This window comes from Vibrio sp. B1FIG11 (assembly GCF_905175335.1).
GTDB lineage: Bacteria > Pseudomonadota > Gammaproteobacteria > Enterobacterales > Vibrionaceae > Vibrio > Vibrio campbellii.
Map to the genome: position 1 here is coordinate 1,483,074 of NZ_HG992751.1, position 15,991 is coordinate 1,499,064.

At 46.7% G+C, this 15,991-nt stretch carries 12 protein-coding genes; 5 read left to right on the forward strand and 7 right to left on the reverse strand.

All coding sequences use genetic code 11. From position 1 onward, the window contains the following. Positions 1–524: 524 nt before the first annotated feature. Complete coding sequence (locus KHO06_RS06725; protein ID WP_212582282.1) at positions 525–1,499, forward strand: DUF1852 domain-containing protein; 975 nt, start codon at positions 525–527, stop codon at positions 1,497–1,499. 30 nt (positions 1,500–1,529) lie between these two features. Then, entirely contained in the window at positions 1,530–2,558 is a 1,029-nt protein-coding gene (locus tag KHO06_RS06730) for a methionine synthase (protein ID WP_212582283.1), read from the forward strand. 1,434 nt (positions 2,559–3,992) lie between these two features. Here the strand turns inward: KHO06_RS06730 and KHO06_RS06735 are convergent. Next, complete coding sequence (locus KHO06_RS06735; protein ID WP_212582284.1) at positions 3,993–5,012, reverse strand: DUF2955 domain-containing protein; 1,020 nt, start codon at positions 5,010–5,012, stop codon at positions 3,993–3,995. A 9-nt stretch (positions 5,013–5,021) separates the two neighbouring features. Beyond that, positions 5,022–6,086 carry an HlyD family secretion protein gene (locus KHO06_RS06740; protein WP_212582285.1) on the reverse strand — a complete coding sequence of 355 codons (1,065 nt, stop codon included), beginning with the start codon at positions 6,084–6,086 and terminating at the stop codon, positions 5,022–5,024. Positions 6,087–6,200: 114 nt separating this feature from the next. On the opposite strand from KHO06_RS06740, the gene KHO06_RS06745 reads away from it, so the two are divergent. After that, on the forward strand, positions 6,201–7,061 hold the full coding sequence (locus KHO06_RS06745) for a LysR family transcriptional regulator (RefSeq protein ID WP_005431152.1): 861 nt from the start codon (positions 6,201–6,203) through the stop codon (positions 7,059–7,061). 117 nt (positions 7,062–7,178) lie between these two features. After that, positions 7,179–7,721 carry a hydrolase gene (locus KHO06_RS06750; protein WP_051118628.1) on the forward strand — a complete coding sequence of 181 codons (543 nt, stop codon included), beginning with the start codon at positions 7,179–7,181 and terminating at the stop codon, positions 7,719–7,721. Between the two features lie 215 nt (positions 7,722–7,936). Here KHO06_RS06750 and KHO06_RS06755 read toward each other — a convergent pair whose 3' ends face one another. The 3 genes from KHO06_RS06755 to KHO06_RS06765 form a co-directional block, all read right to left on the reverse strand. Then, on the reverse strand, positions 7,937–9,376 hold the full coding sequence (locus KHO06_RS06755; RefSeq protein WP_212582286.1) for a hypothetical protein: 1,440 nt from the start codon (positions 9,374–9,376) through the stop codon (positions 7,937–7,939). An 82-nt stretch (positions 9,377–9,458) separates the two neighbouring features. Then, positions 9,459–10,814 (reverse strand): LysM domain-containing protein, encoded by a 1,356-nt coding sequence (locus tag KHO06_RS06760; protein ID WP_212582287.1) that lies wholly within the window; start codon positions 10,812–10,814, stop codon positions 9,459–9,461. A 563-nt stretch (positions 10,815–11,377) separates the two neighbouring features. Continuing rightward, positions 11,378–12,274, reverse strand: coding sequence for a 1-aminocyclopropane-1-carboxylate deaminase/D-cysteine desulfhydrase (locus KHO06_RS06765; RefSeq protein WP_212582288.1), 897 nt, complete (start codon positions 12,272–12,274; stop codon positions 11,378–11,380). Between the two features lie 255 nt (positions 12,275–12,529). On the opposite strand from KHO06_RS06765, the gene KHO06_RS06770 reads away from it, so the two are divergent. Continuing rightward, positions 12,530–13,768: a leucine-rich repeat-containing protein kinase family protein gene (locus KHO06_RS06770; protein ID WP_212582289.1), complete on the forward strand. Its 1,239-nt coding sequence runs from the start codon at positions 12,530–12,532 to the stop codon at positions 13,766–13,768. Positions 13,769–13,888: 120 nt separating this feature from the next. Here KHO06_RS06770 and KHO06_RS06775 read toward each other — a convergent pair whose 3' ends face one another. Together KHO06_RS06775 and KHO06_RS06780 are read right to left on the reverse strand one after the other, a co-directional pair. Then, positions 13,889–15,187 carry a HAMP domain-containing sensor histidine kinase gene (locus tag KHO06_RS06775; protein WP_212582290.1) on the reverse strand — a complete coding sequence of 433 codons (1,299 nt, stop codon included), beginning with the start codon at positions 15,185–15,187 and terminating at the stop codon, positions 13,889–13,891. Beyond that, positions 15,184–15,861, reverse strand: a complete 678-nt coding sequence (locus KHO06_RS06780) for a response regulator transcription factor (RefSeq protein WP_005431155.1) — start codon at positions 15,859–15,861, stop codon at positions 15,184–15,186. The genes KHO06_RS06775 and KHO06_RS06780 overlap by 4 nt, the downstream gene beginning before the upstream one ends. Between the last annotated feature and the right edge of the window lie 130 nt (positions 15,862–15,991).

A 15,991-nucleotide genomic window follows, 5' to 3' on the forward strand; every position in this document is an offset into this window, starting at 1 on the left:
AACACTGTTGTCAGTGTAAAACCATGCGCATATTATCTACTTGCTTATTTTAATATCATCATGTCACCCATATTTTGCCCACTTTCTTAACTCCGAGCTGTGGGCTTTTTTCACTTTGCCATACCTTAAGTTATTCATGAATTTCTAATATTCGATTTGCCGAAACGCATTTTTGTCCAACTTTGATTTAGTACACTCAAAACCAACGCTCTCTCCATCTACAAGCTTGAGGTGCAGCAATCGCTGCGTTTCACTATCTTTGTCTCAAACAATCAAAAAAATTAAAACTATGAAATTCCTTCATGTTTAACGTGAAGTATTACCAATGTTATTCAAGTAACGAAGCAAGTATAAAAAACAGACTGCTCTGGTGTTAGGCACTGTGACAGCTGTTTTTGAACTGAATTTTCGAAGTAAACGCTGCACACACTGACGATTGGGAAAATCAAAAAAACACAACCATCCCCAAAGCAGAGTTAGGAATCAGTCAGCGTTTATCTAAGGAAATAGGATACCAACTCACCATGAATAACGATTTTAATTTTGCTATCAAGAGCATCCGTTTTGATGAGAACTACCAACCATCAGACAGCACGCGAATCACGACCAACTTTGCCAACCTAGCTCGTGGTGACAGCCGCCAGAATAACCTTCGCAATGCACTGCGTATGATCGACAATCGTTTTAACGCCTTGGCACATTGGGATAACCCAAATGGCGATCGTTACAGTGTCGAGTTGGAAATCATCTCTGTGGATATGGATATTCAAGGCAGTGGTGAAGCGTTCCCTTCTATTGAAGTGCTTAAAACCAACATTGTTGACCGCAAAACCAATGAACGTATCGAAGGCATTGTAGGTAACAACTTCTCTTCTTATGTGCGTGATTACGACTTTAGCGTTCTGCTGTTAGACCACAACAAAGACCAGCCTCAATTTAGTATTCCCGCTGACTTTGGTGAGTTGCACGGCAAGCTGTTTAAAGCGTTCGTGAAGTCGGAATCGTACCAACAACATTTCCAAAAGCCGCCAGTGATTTGCTTGAGTGTGTCGGACAACAAGGTTTACCGCCGTACTGACAACCAGCATCCAGTGTTGGGTTTTGAATACCAGCCAAACGAATCGTCATTGACTGAGCAGTACTTCAAAAAGATGGGCTTACAGGTGCGCTACTTTATGCCGCCAAACAGTGTCGCTCCGTTGGCGTTTTACTTCTTCGGTGACTTGTTGAATGACTACTCGAACCTAGAGCTGATCAGTACCGTCAGCACCATGGAGACGTTCCAAAAGATTTATCGCCCAGAGATTTACAACGCGAACGCGGTAGCCGGCCAGTGTTACCAACCGAACTTGAAGAATCTCGATCACTCGTTAACCCAAATCGTTTATGACCGCGAAGAGCGCAGCCAGCTTGCGAAAGAGCAAGGGAAGTTTGCTGAGGAGCACTTCATCAAACCTTATCAAGCGATCCTTGAGCAATGGTCTGCAAATTACGCGTAATAGAAAACGAGAATCTAGAAGGGAATGACGATGAAAACACTATTACCGACTTCAACGGCGGGCAGCTTACCTAAGCCTTCTTGGCTGGCTCAACCAGAGACGCTTTGGTCACCATGGAAACTGCAAGGCGACGAGCTAATTGATGGCAAACGCGATGCGCTGCGTGTCTCTTTGCAAGAGCAAGAATTGGCAGGGGTCGATATTGTCAGCGACGGTGAACAAACTCGCCAACACTTTGTGACGACCTTTATTGAACACCTTAGCGGAGTAGACTTCGAGAACCGCAAAACCGTGACCGTTCGTAATCGCTATGACGCGAGTGTACCGACGGTTGTTGGCCCTGTGAGCCGAACCAAACCTGTATTTGTGGAGGATGCGAAGTTCTTACGTCAGCAAACCAAACAACCGATCAAGTGGGCGCTGCCGGGGCCAATGACGATGATCGACACGCTGTATGATGATCACTACGGGAGCCGAGAAAAGCTGGCTTGGGAATTCGCAAAGATTCTTAACCAAGAAGCCAAAGAGCTTGAAGCGGCAGGTGTCGACATTATCCAATTTGATGAGCCCGCATTTAACGTGTTCTTTGATGATGTGAACGAGTGGGGCATTGCTTGTTTAGAGCGCGCCATTGAAGGGCTAAAATGCGAAACCGCAGTACATATCTGCTATGGCTACGGCATTAAAGCCAACACGGATTGGAAGAAAACACTGGGCACTGAGTGGCGACAGTACGAAGAGGTATTCCCGAAGTTGCAGAAATCCAACATCGATATCATCTCGCTTGAGTGTCATAACTCGCGCGTGCCTATCGAACTATTAGAACTTATCCGAGGCAAGAAGGTGATGGTTGGCGCAATTGATGTAGCAACCAACGAGATTGAAACACCAGAAGAGGTTGCAGAAACATTGCGCGAAGCACTTAAGTACGTCGATGCCGACAAACTTTACCCATGCACCAACTGCGGCATGGCGCCTCTCTCTCGTGAAGTTTCAACTGCTAAGCTTAATGCACTCAGCGCAGGCGCAGAGATCATTCGTAAAGAGTTGGCGGGCTAGTATCGAAATTGATCTTCGATACAGAAATTTAAGACAGGGTCATTCCAGCGAGTCTAGACGAGACTAGGAATCTGCTCACCTCTCGCTGGGAAGTGGCGATAACCTCAGACCTTAACAGCACTTTGCGGGTAGATCCTGAATCACCTCGCCCCTCGTTGTTCAGGATGACGGACGCTAGTAGATACGTTGCTCACGATATCCTTATATTTGGCTTGCATTCAAAGTTGGGTCATTCCAGCGAGTCTAAGCGAGACTAGGAATCTGCTAACCACTCGCTGGGAAATAGCGATAACCTGAGACCTTAACAGCACACGGTGGGTAGATCCTGAATCACCTCGTCCCTCGTTTTGCAGGATGATAAGCGTTGGTAGATACGTTGCTCGCGATATTTTTATATGTGGAGTGTATCCAAAGTTGGGTCATTCCAGCGAGTCTAGACGAGACTAGAAATCTGCTAACAACTCGCTGGGAAGTGGCGATAATCTCAGGGCTTAACAGCACTTTGTGGGTAGATCCTGAATCACCTCGTCCCTCGTTATTCAGGATGACGGACGTTGGTAGATACGTTGCTCACGCTGTTCAGGATGGCGGAGGTTGGTAGATACGTTGCTTGCGATATTCTTATATTGGTATGTATCCAAAGTTGGGTCATTCCAGCGAGTCTAGACGAGACTAGGAATCTGCTAACAACTCGCTTGGAAAATAGCGATAACCTCAGAACTTCACAGCACTCTGTGGGTAGATCCTGAATCACCTCGTCCCTCGTTGTTCAGGATGACGGACGTTGGTAGATACGTTGCTCACGATGTTCTTATATGTGGTATGTATTCAAAGTTGGGTCATTCCAGCGAGTCTAGACGAGACTAGGAATCTACTAACAACTCGCTGGGGCATGGTTCTAACTTCCGAACTTCACAGCTCTCGGTGAGTAGATCCTGAATCACCTCGTCCCTCGTTGTTCAGGATGACGGACGTTGGTAGATACGTTGCTCACGATGTTCTTATATGTGGTATGTATCCAAAGTTGGGTCATTCCAGCGAGTCTAGACGAGACTAGGAATCTGCTCACCTCTCGCTGGGAAGTGGCGATAATCTCAGAACTTCACAGCACACTGTAGGTAGTTCCTGAATTACGCTCGTTCCTCGTTGTTCAGGATGACGGGCGTCGGTAGATATGTTGCTCGCGATATTTTTATATTTGGTCTGTATCCAAAGTTGGGTCATTCCAGCGAGTCTAGACGAGACTAGGAATCTGCTAACCACTCGCTTTGAAAATGGCCGTAGCCTTCGAACTTCACAGCACTCGGTCGGTAGATCCTGAATCACCTCGTTCCTCGTCGTTTAGGTGACCGGTTCTAAATAAAAATGCCGCTCATAGTAAAGTGAGCGGCATACTTCGTTTCCCGTTTCCCGTTTCCCGTTTCCCGTTCCTCGTCAATTCAATTCCACGTTCTTCACCTCAGGATGCTTCAACAACATCACGCGAATCCAGTGGTGTACTACCCACATCACCATCGCGGTCAGCAGCACTGCTACGAATATCGAACTGAATCGGTACAAGATAGAGAAGAACGCGTCTTTCTGCTCAGGCACCAATGATGTGGTCAATGGAACGGAGAGGGCAGACATCGCCGAGAACGCAATAGCGGCTTTGACTTGTCCTTTCGTTAGCCACAAACAGAATGGCCCCATAGCGATAGTAAACGCCAGCCAGAACAACAACCCATGACCAAACCAACTGCCCAAGATTAACTGCACCGCCATACCGGCGATACAGCCAAGTGCTGTGCCGATGATGCGGATTTTCGCCATGGCCATTGATCCTGCCAGTGTCATTGGCGTTAGGATGATGAGGATCGAAGCCTGCGCCGAAAGCGAGTCGTACAAATCACCAATTTGGAACACCAAAAACGCCGCCATCGCTACCACCCAGCCCATTGCTACTTGGCTGATGTAGTCGATATCGCTTTTTACTGGCGTGGTCATTTCTGTTTGTAAGATCTTCGATTCCGGCTCTGGAAATAGCCAATAGGCGAGGGCACAGACGAAGATATTGCTGAACGAAATCACCCAAAGGTTGACGTTGAACTCTTCAATATCCATGAAGTCGTAGCTCGCAAAGTTCAGCACGATAGAGCCAACCAGCAGTCCCATGTAACCAAACAAGTAGGTTTTCGGATTCATCATTGCGATGCATTTAAACAGCATCATAATGCCCACTGCCGCGAACATCAGAGTAGGATGGAACTGCAAGTATTCGAGAATAAAGGTGGCTTGAACCGTGGTCCAAAACGCCGAGAACAGCACCATCAAGACGAGTGGCAGACTGAAGTGGTCCATGCGGCCGAGCACAAACAGTGGCAGCATGACGGCAAAGAAACCGTAAGACCAACCAAAGATCATGCTCAACGCCAAACCCATTGAGCAGCCAAACCAAATACGTAAGGTTTTCATCGCAGCCGCCTAGTAGATAAAGTGGAACCAGCTAGCAAGGTAGATTTGAACTTGTGCCATCAGTGACCAAAACGGACTGTTGTCTGGGTAAAGCACGATGGTGGCACGAGAACCAACGAACAGAGAGGAAGGCAAGGCTTCTTCGCTGGTCAGGTTCACGCGAGTTCGCTGCGCATCACGTACCCAACGGTTGTTCACTTCGACTTTGGTCAGTGCGCCGTTTGGAGTTTGCTGTGCAGCGGCAACGCCATAATCTCGGCTAGCCAGATCGAAGTCGTACACAGAACCTGGGTTAGCATCGAATGCCACCATGGCGTGGTAGTCTTTACTTACTCCAGCCACAGACTTCTCTCGGAAATCCGCTGCGACCCACATTGAGCCTGTTGGTACAAACGTCAGCAATGGCATGTTGGTGTTTGCCATGGTGCCGACTTCCAACTGTAGGTTCGTCACCACACCATTACTTGGAGCAAGAACCGCGGTGTTGGTTAGGTCTAGCTGTGCTTTCTCAATGCCATTTTGCGCAATGCGTACCGCGGTGCTTTGGCCTTTTTTGTCACCAAGCTGCGCTTCAATCACTTTCAAGTTTTGTTGCTCTGCTTTGAGCGCTGCTCGCGATACTTGGTTTTGTGCGTAGGCACTGTCTAAGTTGGATTGAGAAATCACTTTTTGCTTCGACAGTTTTTGTAGACGTGAGTACTCACTGTGCGCGTTATTGTAAGTTGCTTGAGCACGAGCAATGTTTGCCAACGCCGCTTCTCGTTGCGAATACAGTGTTGCTTCTTTTTCGTAGGCGGATTGCAGTGAAAGCTGCGCTTGTTCTAAAGCGATCTTGTATTTGCGGTCGTCGATTTTGAACAGCACATCGCCTTTGTGCACCGCTTGGTTGTTTTCGATCAGCACGTCGGTCACTTTGCCAGACACTTCTGGCGCGACTTGCACCACATAGCCTTGTACGCGACCTTCGGTAGTGATTGGCGCGTGACGGTCAGCAATGATGATGTAGAAAAAGAGTACAATGAACAGGACAATAAGTGTTCGCATCCAGTGTTTGAATTTATGATCCGCTGTCATAAGAAATTCCTGAATTTATGGCGCTCGCAAGCAAATAAGATAACGAATTATAGAGAAGTCGATCACAATTCAGTAGAATGACAATAAGCGCATGAATGACCTAAAAGTAGGACAATGAACGTAAGTTTTGATGATCTTCACCTGTTTAGCCAAACCGTCGTGCACGGTGGCATTAGTGCAGCGGCAGAGGCGAACCAGCTACAACGCTCTAAAGTGAGCCGACGTTTGCAAGAATTAGAGAAAGCGTTGGGCTGCCAATTGCTGATTCGTACTACGAGAACCATTGAGCTTACCGAGCACGGCAAGCGTCTGTTTGAGCTGGTGGGGCAACCCATAGAGCATATTCAGCAAGGCTTGAAAGTGATGCACGAATACGAGCAAGAGTTGACGGGCAAAGTGCGCGTCGCGATTCCTTCTGCTTTGATGAGCTCGGCTGCGTTCAACTGGATCATCAACGAATACACCACGCGTTATCCGGATATGTCGGTAGAGATTGAGAACCACCAAGAGAGTGTCGATCTCAAGCGTCAAGCATTTGATCTTCAGCTTCTTCCTAGCGTGGCCAAAGTCTCGGACGACAGCTATGTACAGTTTAGTTTGCTGCCTTATCGCAGTCATTTTGTCGCTTCCCAAGCTTACCTCGATGCCCATTCGCCATTAAAAAGTATGGATGATTTAAAACACCATCGTTTACTCACCAACCGATACAACGCAGGGTTATTGGACCCAGAATTACACGTGGCGGTCAGGTCAGACGATTTAAACTTGCTGCGGTTAATGGCGATTGCAGGCAATGGCATCGCATTCATTCCTCAAGTGCACTCCAAGCCCGCTTTGGAAGACGGCCAACTGGTGGAGGTGTTGCCGGAGTTCACGCATCCTAAGCAACATCTGACGTTGATTTACCCATCCAATCTGTTTTTGCCGAACAAGGTCAAAGCCTTGATTGAGCTGTTTAGGGAAAAATTCCAATAGCGTGAGCGGACAATAACTTTGCGAATTTACTCATCAGAATAGTCGGCAGTTCTGGTACATTCTCTTTATTCAAACGCTTGAGTATATTCACCTTCAAGCGGCTCATAGGAGATGAGAATGTTATCGAAAAATTCCACCGGTCTGATTGTTGTCGATGTGCAAGGTAAGTTGGCAACGCTCATGCACGAAAGCGAAGCACTGATTGAAAGCACCACCAAATTAGTCAAAGGAGCGAAAGCACTTAACTTGCCTATTCTATGGCTGGAACAAAACCCAGAACGCTTGGGGTCAACGGTTGAGCCGATCCGCGAAGTGTTAGCGAAGGAGCATTTGCCGATCGCTAAACACACTTTCGATGGATGCAAAGAACCGACATTCAAACTCGCGGTAGAAAACGCCAAAGTCGATACTTGGCTAGTTTGTGGTATCGAGGCGCACATTTGTGTGTATCAAACCGCGGTGTCGCTGCGTCAAATGGGCTACCGAGTGGAACTGGTGACGGATTGTGTCTCTTCCCGAACGCCAGCAAACAAAGCTTTAGCGCTGGCAAAACTGACTGCGAATGGTGTTGGCCTAACAGGCGTTGAGATGTGTTTGTATGAAATGGTAGAAGATTGCCGAGCACCAGAGTTTAAAGAGATCTTAGGGCTGATTAAGTAGAGAATAACGGATTAGAACGCCAATCACGGTAGAGGTAAAGATGGAACTGAGAGCGTTTGTAACTATCTATTTTAAAGCTATTTTTGCGCCTATCTTTCTCCCCGCCTATTTCGTAGTTCGCTCCCTTTGAAATCGAGCTCGCTCCCTTGGCAATTGAGTGCCAAGGGACGCATAGTTTTTGAGCGCTGAGCTTTCGTCTTTTGACGTGTTTGGCCCTAGCGATTGTTATCCGCGCTGTCATTCTCCGGGAAAAGTGCCGTTTGCGTTTCTTCCAGCCCTTCAGGGGTGTATTGATAACCTTTGTCCATACTCATGTTTTTGTATTTCACCAACATCTTTTCAATGATCAGAGATTGAATGCGAAGGGCATCTTTACCTAGTTTTTGGGCAATAAACTCACTCAGTGTTTGTATGGTCACGTTATGGAATTTTGGCTCTGTACCTTTTCCCATGTCCGTTTTGACTTGGACAACGAGATCTTTTTCCTTATTGGCGATCTGAGTCAGATGCTCCTTAAACTTTTCGTTGTAGATGTCGGATGTTGCGTTTAGGCGTAGCTTGTTAATTCTCGGGTATTGGATTTTTTGTGCATCTTGCAGTTTTAACTTTAACTCTTTAAACGCAATGGATTCCTCTTTGTTAATGCTTTCAAAGAACTTCATATCGTTGGAGACATCGATATCTTCCGAAGAGGAGATAAACGCAGGATCAAACAGTACGTTGGTGTTTAGCATCGTAAATTGTTCGATAGGGCGTCCTTTCACTGAATCTGACTCGACCGTGGATTTCTTCGGTGCCTTCGACCCTTTCTCGTAAGTGTCTCCGCTGGTTGAACCGAGTGAAAAATACAGAGTGGTGTCATCTTTGACTTTCGATGTGGCTTGCTCGGCTGCAGAGATAAGGTCCATGTCAGACATCAGCACATTGCAGTCCATCATGGTGACTTTTTTGAACTGGTTTTGTTTGCAAAAATCGACGACGGCTTTTCTTGTCGCACCAAATCCAACCGTTCCTGATTCGAACTCCCAGCCTACGAGACCAACTCCCGCATCACGTAAGTATGCTCCCATCTGTTCATCGTACAGAGCTAGCTCACTTTGATGCACAAACAAGTAGACGGGCCGACTCGTCCCTTCTGTATACCAATATAGCTCTTGGAGTTTCTCTTTTATCAGAAACTGTTGCGGCATGCCGACTGAAGGGACGATCAAAGCGGTGCCAGTGGAGGATTGCGGAGCAATTCTTTCCTCAAAGTGGGAGGCCGTAGGTAAGCCGGCATTCTGGCTTTGTTGCCGAGTTTGTCTCGGGCTATGATCATTGATCTGACGACGATAGTAAACACGCTCCAACTCTCTACTGCGGTTGAGAATTTGATCGACAACGGCAGGCTCATACTTAAGTGCTCCCGTGTTATCGCTAACGACATAGCGATAGTTAAAGCGAATTAGGGCTTCTGGCCGCTTGTTTTTTACCTCGAGTTCACCGCTATTAACGTATGCCCACCAGTCCTGTTTAAAGGTGGTCCATGTCGCATCGTTTTCAGCATCTCGCTTGCGTTTAGCCGATTCAGGATTTTGCGTGGTATTGAGCTGGTCGCTTTTTCTCTTTTGGGCTTTGTTTGAGGAAGAAGCCGCTTGATTATTGTCACCGAACATACGTATTTTCACTTCTTTTAAATATCGTCGAAGATAGGTTTTTTCGCTCTTGATGGCGGAATGACAGACGTTGTGAATCGTCTTATTGGCCCGCAGGGATGCTGGTTATATGCGTCAGTTGCAATTCATCTTCGACAAAAGAAACCGTGATACGCAGCAGTCTGTTTTCGATTTTTTGAACATTCAATACTGGCGTGTTTGGGGATAATCCAGCTTGGCTAAAGATGTTGATCACCGAAGAGGGCTGCGTTAAATCGGCATACTCTCCCCAAACATCACGTTGTGAATATTTGCCCCACACATCACCAAGCGGGTAGGCCTCACCAACGGAAAAGCTATCTTGAGGACAAGTTTGCTCAGAGTTGGCCTCTTCTTGGGGTTGCTCGGCCGCACTGACAGTCAATACATCGCCGACTTTGAGAGCGAGGGGATCACTTTCATAGTTCGGATTGAGTTTGAGTAGTGCTTTTGCTGACAAACCGTATTGAGGTGCAATGTCTGTCCACTGCTCTGGAGAGCCATCGTCATTAGTGCGGACTTTATGATTTTGGGCTTGGCTCGTTTCGCTGGTGGATTGTGTGGCGGCTTGTTTTCGCGGCAACAAAGGCTGCTTCACGATGGTTTTGAGCGCATCGATATCAATGAGTGTTGCGTTCTGTTTTAACCAAGCAGTATTGATTTCTGCAAGCTCATCATTGGTGAGTTTTTCTTGGCGATAGAAAATATGCTGGGGCGCGGCTTTTTTTCCTTCGATGGCAACCGGGACAAGCATGGCGTTGAATGTTTTTTTGCTGACGAGCTTGTCTGTGATGCCATGCGGGCTAGACTCAGTCATTTGCCAAGAGAACTTATCGTTGCCAAGGATAGCCATTTCATACATCAGCTTCCCATCATAGAAGTAATAATAAAACCCTTGTGCTGCCCACCCAAGTAAGCTCTTTGTTTCTACTGCGGGAATAAAAGGAATGAACTCCGCGTTAGTATATTCACTGCCAAGTGGCTTTGGTGTGATTGTGTATTTTTGCTGTAAGCCGATGTCTTGAAAAAGTTCGTGTAAAAGGGTTTTGTCTTCGGCTTCGAAGCATTCTGCTGTTAATACGGTACACGGTGATGGCTGTGTTTGTTCTAATTTTCCCCAGCGCTTAATAAGCGGTTCATTTGGTGTTTTCGCCAGAGAAAATACACCAGGCTGAAGCGTATTTAAGTCATCCTTTGGAGCATGAATCTTTATTCGGCATTCAAACTCAGCGGTGGCTTGTGATTGAGCGTCGGTTACGAGTGAGCTGTAGCTCGCCTGAGCACTGCTTTTTGAATGTGATTGGCTGCTAGCCGATGAGTACTGGTTTGCGCTGGAGCGATTACTTGACGTAGTTAGTGCGGAATCGATAAGTGGAGCGTAGCCAGCTCCCCTCACACGCTTTGATGCTGGACGCTTCATTTATATCGCCTCTTGGATTTAATTGGTGATAGCTTAGCGGCAATTAAACGAACGCACTATAGACAGAATAACCAATTCCATTTGCTTAGTTACTAAAACTGTAGGCATATCGAAAGTGATAGAGGTAAGGGTTTTAATGATAAAAAGCGTTATTAATATAGGGCGAAGAGGGGAATAATTGATATTAATGCGATTGAAGTGTAACCATATTTGCGACTTATTTTAGAGAAGCATTAAGCGCTAGGTATTTATACCCAAGTAACCTCGAGATGCTAGGTTCAGCGAGAATGACTTGGTTTGTAGACGCGGCGGCGATTTAAAGGTTTGGTGGGGCCAAATCAAGAATCGACAACAAAGTATACAAGCCAAGTCAACTCGCCCTTCGGGAGCGTGTCATTGCCCCGATTTCTGCGTCAAACAACTTGGAAATAGCTGGCTATTACGCTGCGTTGTTTTCCTTGATCTCGAATCAATGACAACGCTCTGAATCCTGCATCTTGAAGTCACTTGGGTATATTAATTACTCACTAGCGCTATTGGAATATGAAAAGCACAGAATGCGCTTATTCAAACTCTCGCTGGTATCTTGGCAGCATGGATTCATTACCAAGTAATCCACCTTGATGGATGTAGATCAGTGTCTTGTCTTTATTTTCTGTCAACCACGGTTGTAAGCATTGCCACATGTATGGGTCGTACAGTAGATCGAATTCGAGGTTGGTTTGATCGTAGAGCGCGTTCCACGTTTCGTAATCGCTTTGATACAAACGTCCGAAATGATGCTTATCGCGCACCGAGAGAATCGTCGGGTGGTTTTCACTTTCGAGAGTGTTGAATTGCTCAGTTAGATAATCAGCATTGCCGACACAAGCGCAGGTGATGACCTCGATGCCGTGTGGCTGTAAGTGCTTGCTCAAATACAGTGCGGTTGTTCCCGTTCCTGATGGCAAGGCCACTACAAACTGCTTTTTGCCTTCAAGGCGTGTCCAATCAAGCAGTTCACGCGCCAGTTGTTTTACACCGGCTTCGGCAATCTTCGCTTTTCCGCCTTCAGGGACAACCAAGGTTGTATCGTCTAACCCACGAACTTGTTCAATGTATTCAGTGGGATGAAGAGGGGATTCGATCTCTTGCATTGCCGTGATGTTCATCCCTAAATCCAGCGCACCTCGGTAGTTGCCGATTGGGGAGTCCTTGAGCCAAGACGGGATATGCTGGACGTAAAACTCAAAGTTCCAACCTTTGATTTGCGCCAGAGCGGCAAGGGAGTACATCGCATTGGATTGAGCAGAGCCGTAGCTGATGAGGGTTTTGATTGCGCTATTTTGCGATTCCATCAACGCCATAAACTTGCGTGCTTTGTTCCCAGAGAAGTGAGAATGCAGCATGTCATCACGCTTAAGGAAAAAGGTGTGACCGTTAAAGTTGTGCTGAGTTATCGGGCTTTCAGAGAGTTTCATGCGACTACTGACGTGTCCAACCACGCGACCTTGCCGTTAAAAAGGGCGCGTAGTGTAACGCCAATAAACCCAGATAAAAAGTCCGTGTTTCAATACAACCTTTTCGATTATTTCTGATGGTCATTGGAGTCTTAAAAGGTTTCATACCCAACAAGGTTTGCCGCAGAAATGAACCAAACAGCATCACAACTCGCGTTTCTTCCTTAAGCCACGTAAACTACGCCGCTTATTTTCATTCAATCAGAAGGCTTGGTTTTGCAGACTCTAGAACAATTACAAACAGGACAATTGGTAGGAATCAAACAATTGAAGTTGGCGCAAGGGCTAACTGAGTTTCCTATGGAAATTTTAGAGCTTGCAGAAACGCTTGAAGTATTAGATTTATCCGGCAACGCACTGTCAGATCTACCTCCAGAATTGGAGCAGCTGACCAAGCTGAAAATCATCTTTGCTTCAAACAATCAGTTCACCCATTTGCCAGAGGTTCTGGGCAAGTTGCCAAATCTTGAGATGGTTGGGTTCAAAACCAACAAGATTAAAGAGGTGAGTGAAGCCTCGCTGCCAAGCCAGTTGCGTTGGTTGATTCTGACGGATAATGAGATTGAAGTTCTCCCAAACAGCCTTGGTGAAAGACCGCGCCTGAGAAAACTGGCACTGGCAGGCAACCGCATCAAGCAACTGCCAAACAGCATGGAAAACTTGGTCAATCTGGAATTGATTCGTTTGTCTGCTAACCAGCTTGAGCACTTCCCTGATGTGTTGATGAAGCTGCCTAAGCTTGCGTGGTTTGCTTTTGCGGGTAACCCATTTTGCAAGCATCCTTCTTCGCTAGACAGCGTGCCTAAGGTTACAACTGGCAGTTATTCGCTTAACCACGTTCTCGGCCAAGGCGCGAGTGGGGTGATTTCTCATGCGAATTGGACTGACGCGCAGTATGAGTTCCCGAGTGAAGTGGCGGTAAAAGTGTTTAAGGGGGAAGTGACCAGCGACGGCTTCCCGCATGATGAGCTTGAAGCGTGTTTGCAAGCAGGGCACCACGACAATTTGGTGAAATCCATCGCGCAGGTGGATAATGGTAATGAGCTTGCGTTGGTGATGGAGCTGATTCCAGACAGCTACTACAACTTAGGTTTGCCGCCAACACTGGAAACCTGCACACGAGACACCTTCCCACAAGGGTTTACCTTAACTGTCGAGCAAGTAAATACGATTGTTGAACAGATGGTGGATGTGTTTAATCACTTGCATGACAACAAGGTGTGTCACGGTGATTTGTATGCACACAATACTTTGGTGAATGACCAAGGTGAGATGATCTTCGGTGATTTTGGTGCGGCGAGTATTTACGGCTACCTATCTGAGCAGCAGCAAGCGGCGATCAAAACCATTGAATCCAGAGCGTTGACGTATTTCATCGAAGATGTGTGTTCTGTGTGTGAAGACTCGAAAGCAGCATTGGAAGTGATGAATCGCTTTGCGTCGCTCGCGGCGTAATAGTTCATTCAATCGAATAATCAAATGAGAAAGAGGTATCGGTTTGCCCGCTTTGATGTTGAGCAAATTATTGGCGCTGAGCAAATGAGATACCTCTTGATTGAATCTAGTTCGAGGAAGTTACGCTGAGCAATCTTCTTGATGCTCTGACGCAAGGTCAATCACTGCCTCACATCCACCCTCTGGATGCGTACCAATCTTAAAATGCCAGCCATAACGTTGGCACAAATCATCGACAATCATTAGACCCAATCCGTGTCCCCCCGAGTGTGGAATGGTGGAGAAACCTTCACCTTCGTCACGCACCGAGATGGTGTGTTCATCCATACTGATATGAATGGCTCCCGATGTTGTCGCAGCGATGCCGTTGCGAATAAGGTTACCAAGAATAATGGTAAGTACCGCGTTGGTTGCTTTGGTCTTAGGTGTCCCGCTGACGTTCATTTGCAAGGCCAGTGATTTTTCGTCTGCTTGCGCTTGGCTTTGCGCAATGATCCTCGTGAGCTCTTCTTCAGAGATGGTTCTCACTGGTGAATCATCCGTATTGCGCTCGTAACGGACTAACCCTAGTAGCGCATCTACCATGGTCGACATTTGTTGTGTCGCGTCTTGAATTCGATTGACTTGGCGTGTCTGGAAATCCGTATTCGCACTTCTGGCTAATAAGCTGCTTGAGCCTTTCATAACAGTCAGCGGCGTACGAAGCTCGTGGCTTGCGTATCGCGCAAAGGCTTGTTCGCGCTTGATGACTTGATTGATCTTGTGGCGATATTGGTTGAGTTCTTCGGCCAAGGCTTGGAACTCTTTGGCGGAGCCTTCAGGCACATTGAAGATTTGAGAAGGGTCGCCTTGGTGTTGGTCTAGCTGGCTTTTAAGCGCATTGACGGGTTCTATCAATCGTTGGGATAGACGCAGCAATAGGTTGCCAAATAAGAAAATCATAACGGCGACAATCGAAAGTACCGTAGCGACCACGAGAACGAACTCTTCAGAGGTGATCTCAATTTCATCAATGAGGGAAATCAGAATGACCGGGTGCTCAACACCTTTGTTGGTGTAAGAGCTCATGTAGATCATGCGTGAATCTGGCTCGTCGCCTATTTCATCAAGAAAGTGTTTTTTACCGATCAGATATTTGCGAAATTCTTCTGGGACTAAGTTGATGTCGTTGTATGCGGTTGTCAGCAAATCAAGCTTGATAGTGCCTTGGTCGGGATGAGATTGAAAATGAACGATGGCTTCTTTTTTGTCGACCATAATACGACGTTCACCCACGCGGTCTTCTGACCAAAGCAGTGCGCCGGTGATGAGTAAAAAGCAGAATAGACCAATAACAACAGAGACAAACGAGAAGAACAGCGCTAAACGCCCAGTCATACTCTGGGTGCTTTGAGTGCTGTTTAACAGTCGGAGGATCATGCTCCGGTCTCCAAGCGGAAACCGACTTTAGGTACCGTGATGAGAACATGTTTTTCAAAGGGTTTATCGAGTTGGTTACGCAGTTGGTAAATATGGCTGCGCAGTACATCGTTGTTGGGCTCGTTTTCTTGCCACAGCTGAAAGGCGATCTCTTCACGTGTTACTACGTCTGGCGCGTTTTTGACCAGCATTTCTAAAATGGTATAGGTGGTAGGGTTGAGCGCTAAGAGCTTATCTTGACGGTAGGCTTGACGTGTTTTTTGGTCGATAGAGACTTCACCGTATTCCAATTTACTTGAAGCTACTGTGCCACGGTAACGGCGGATCAGCGCCATCATGCGCGCTTCGAGAATATCCAAGTCGAAAGGTTTTGTGAGGTAGTCATCGGCACCGTGCTGAAAGCCTTTGAGCATATCGTCACGGCTATCAAGCGCGGTCAGCATCAGCACTGGTGTATTGTTGCCCGCATCGCGAAGTTTATTGCACATGGTTAAGCCATCCATGCGTGGCAACATTAGGTCGAGTAAGATGATGTCGAAGGTGTTTTCCATTGCCAGCTTCAAGCCCAGCTCACCATTGTCCGCGTAATCGAGTTCCATACCTGCACACTCAAAATAATCGAACAGCATGCCTGCAATTTCTCGATTATCTTCGACCAAAAGTACGCGTTTCATGTATTTCTCTCCAATCAGACAGGTTTTCGAAATTAAGGGTATTTCCTTAACCGAACATTATTCACTAAGGGTGTGAAAAAGATGTCAACAACAACTATTTCACGCTGCTATTAATAGACTGCATCCATTC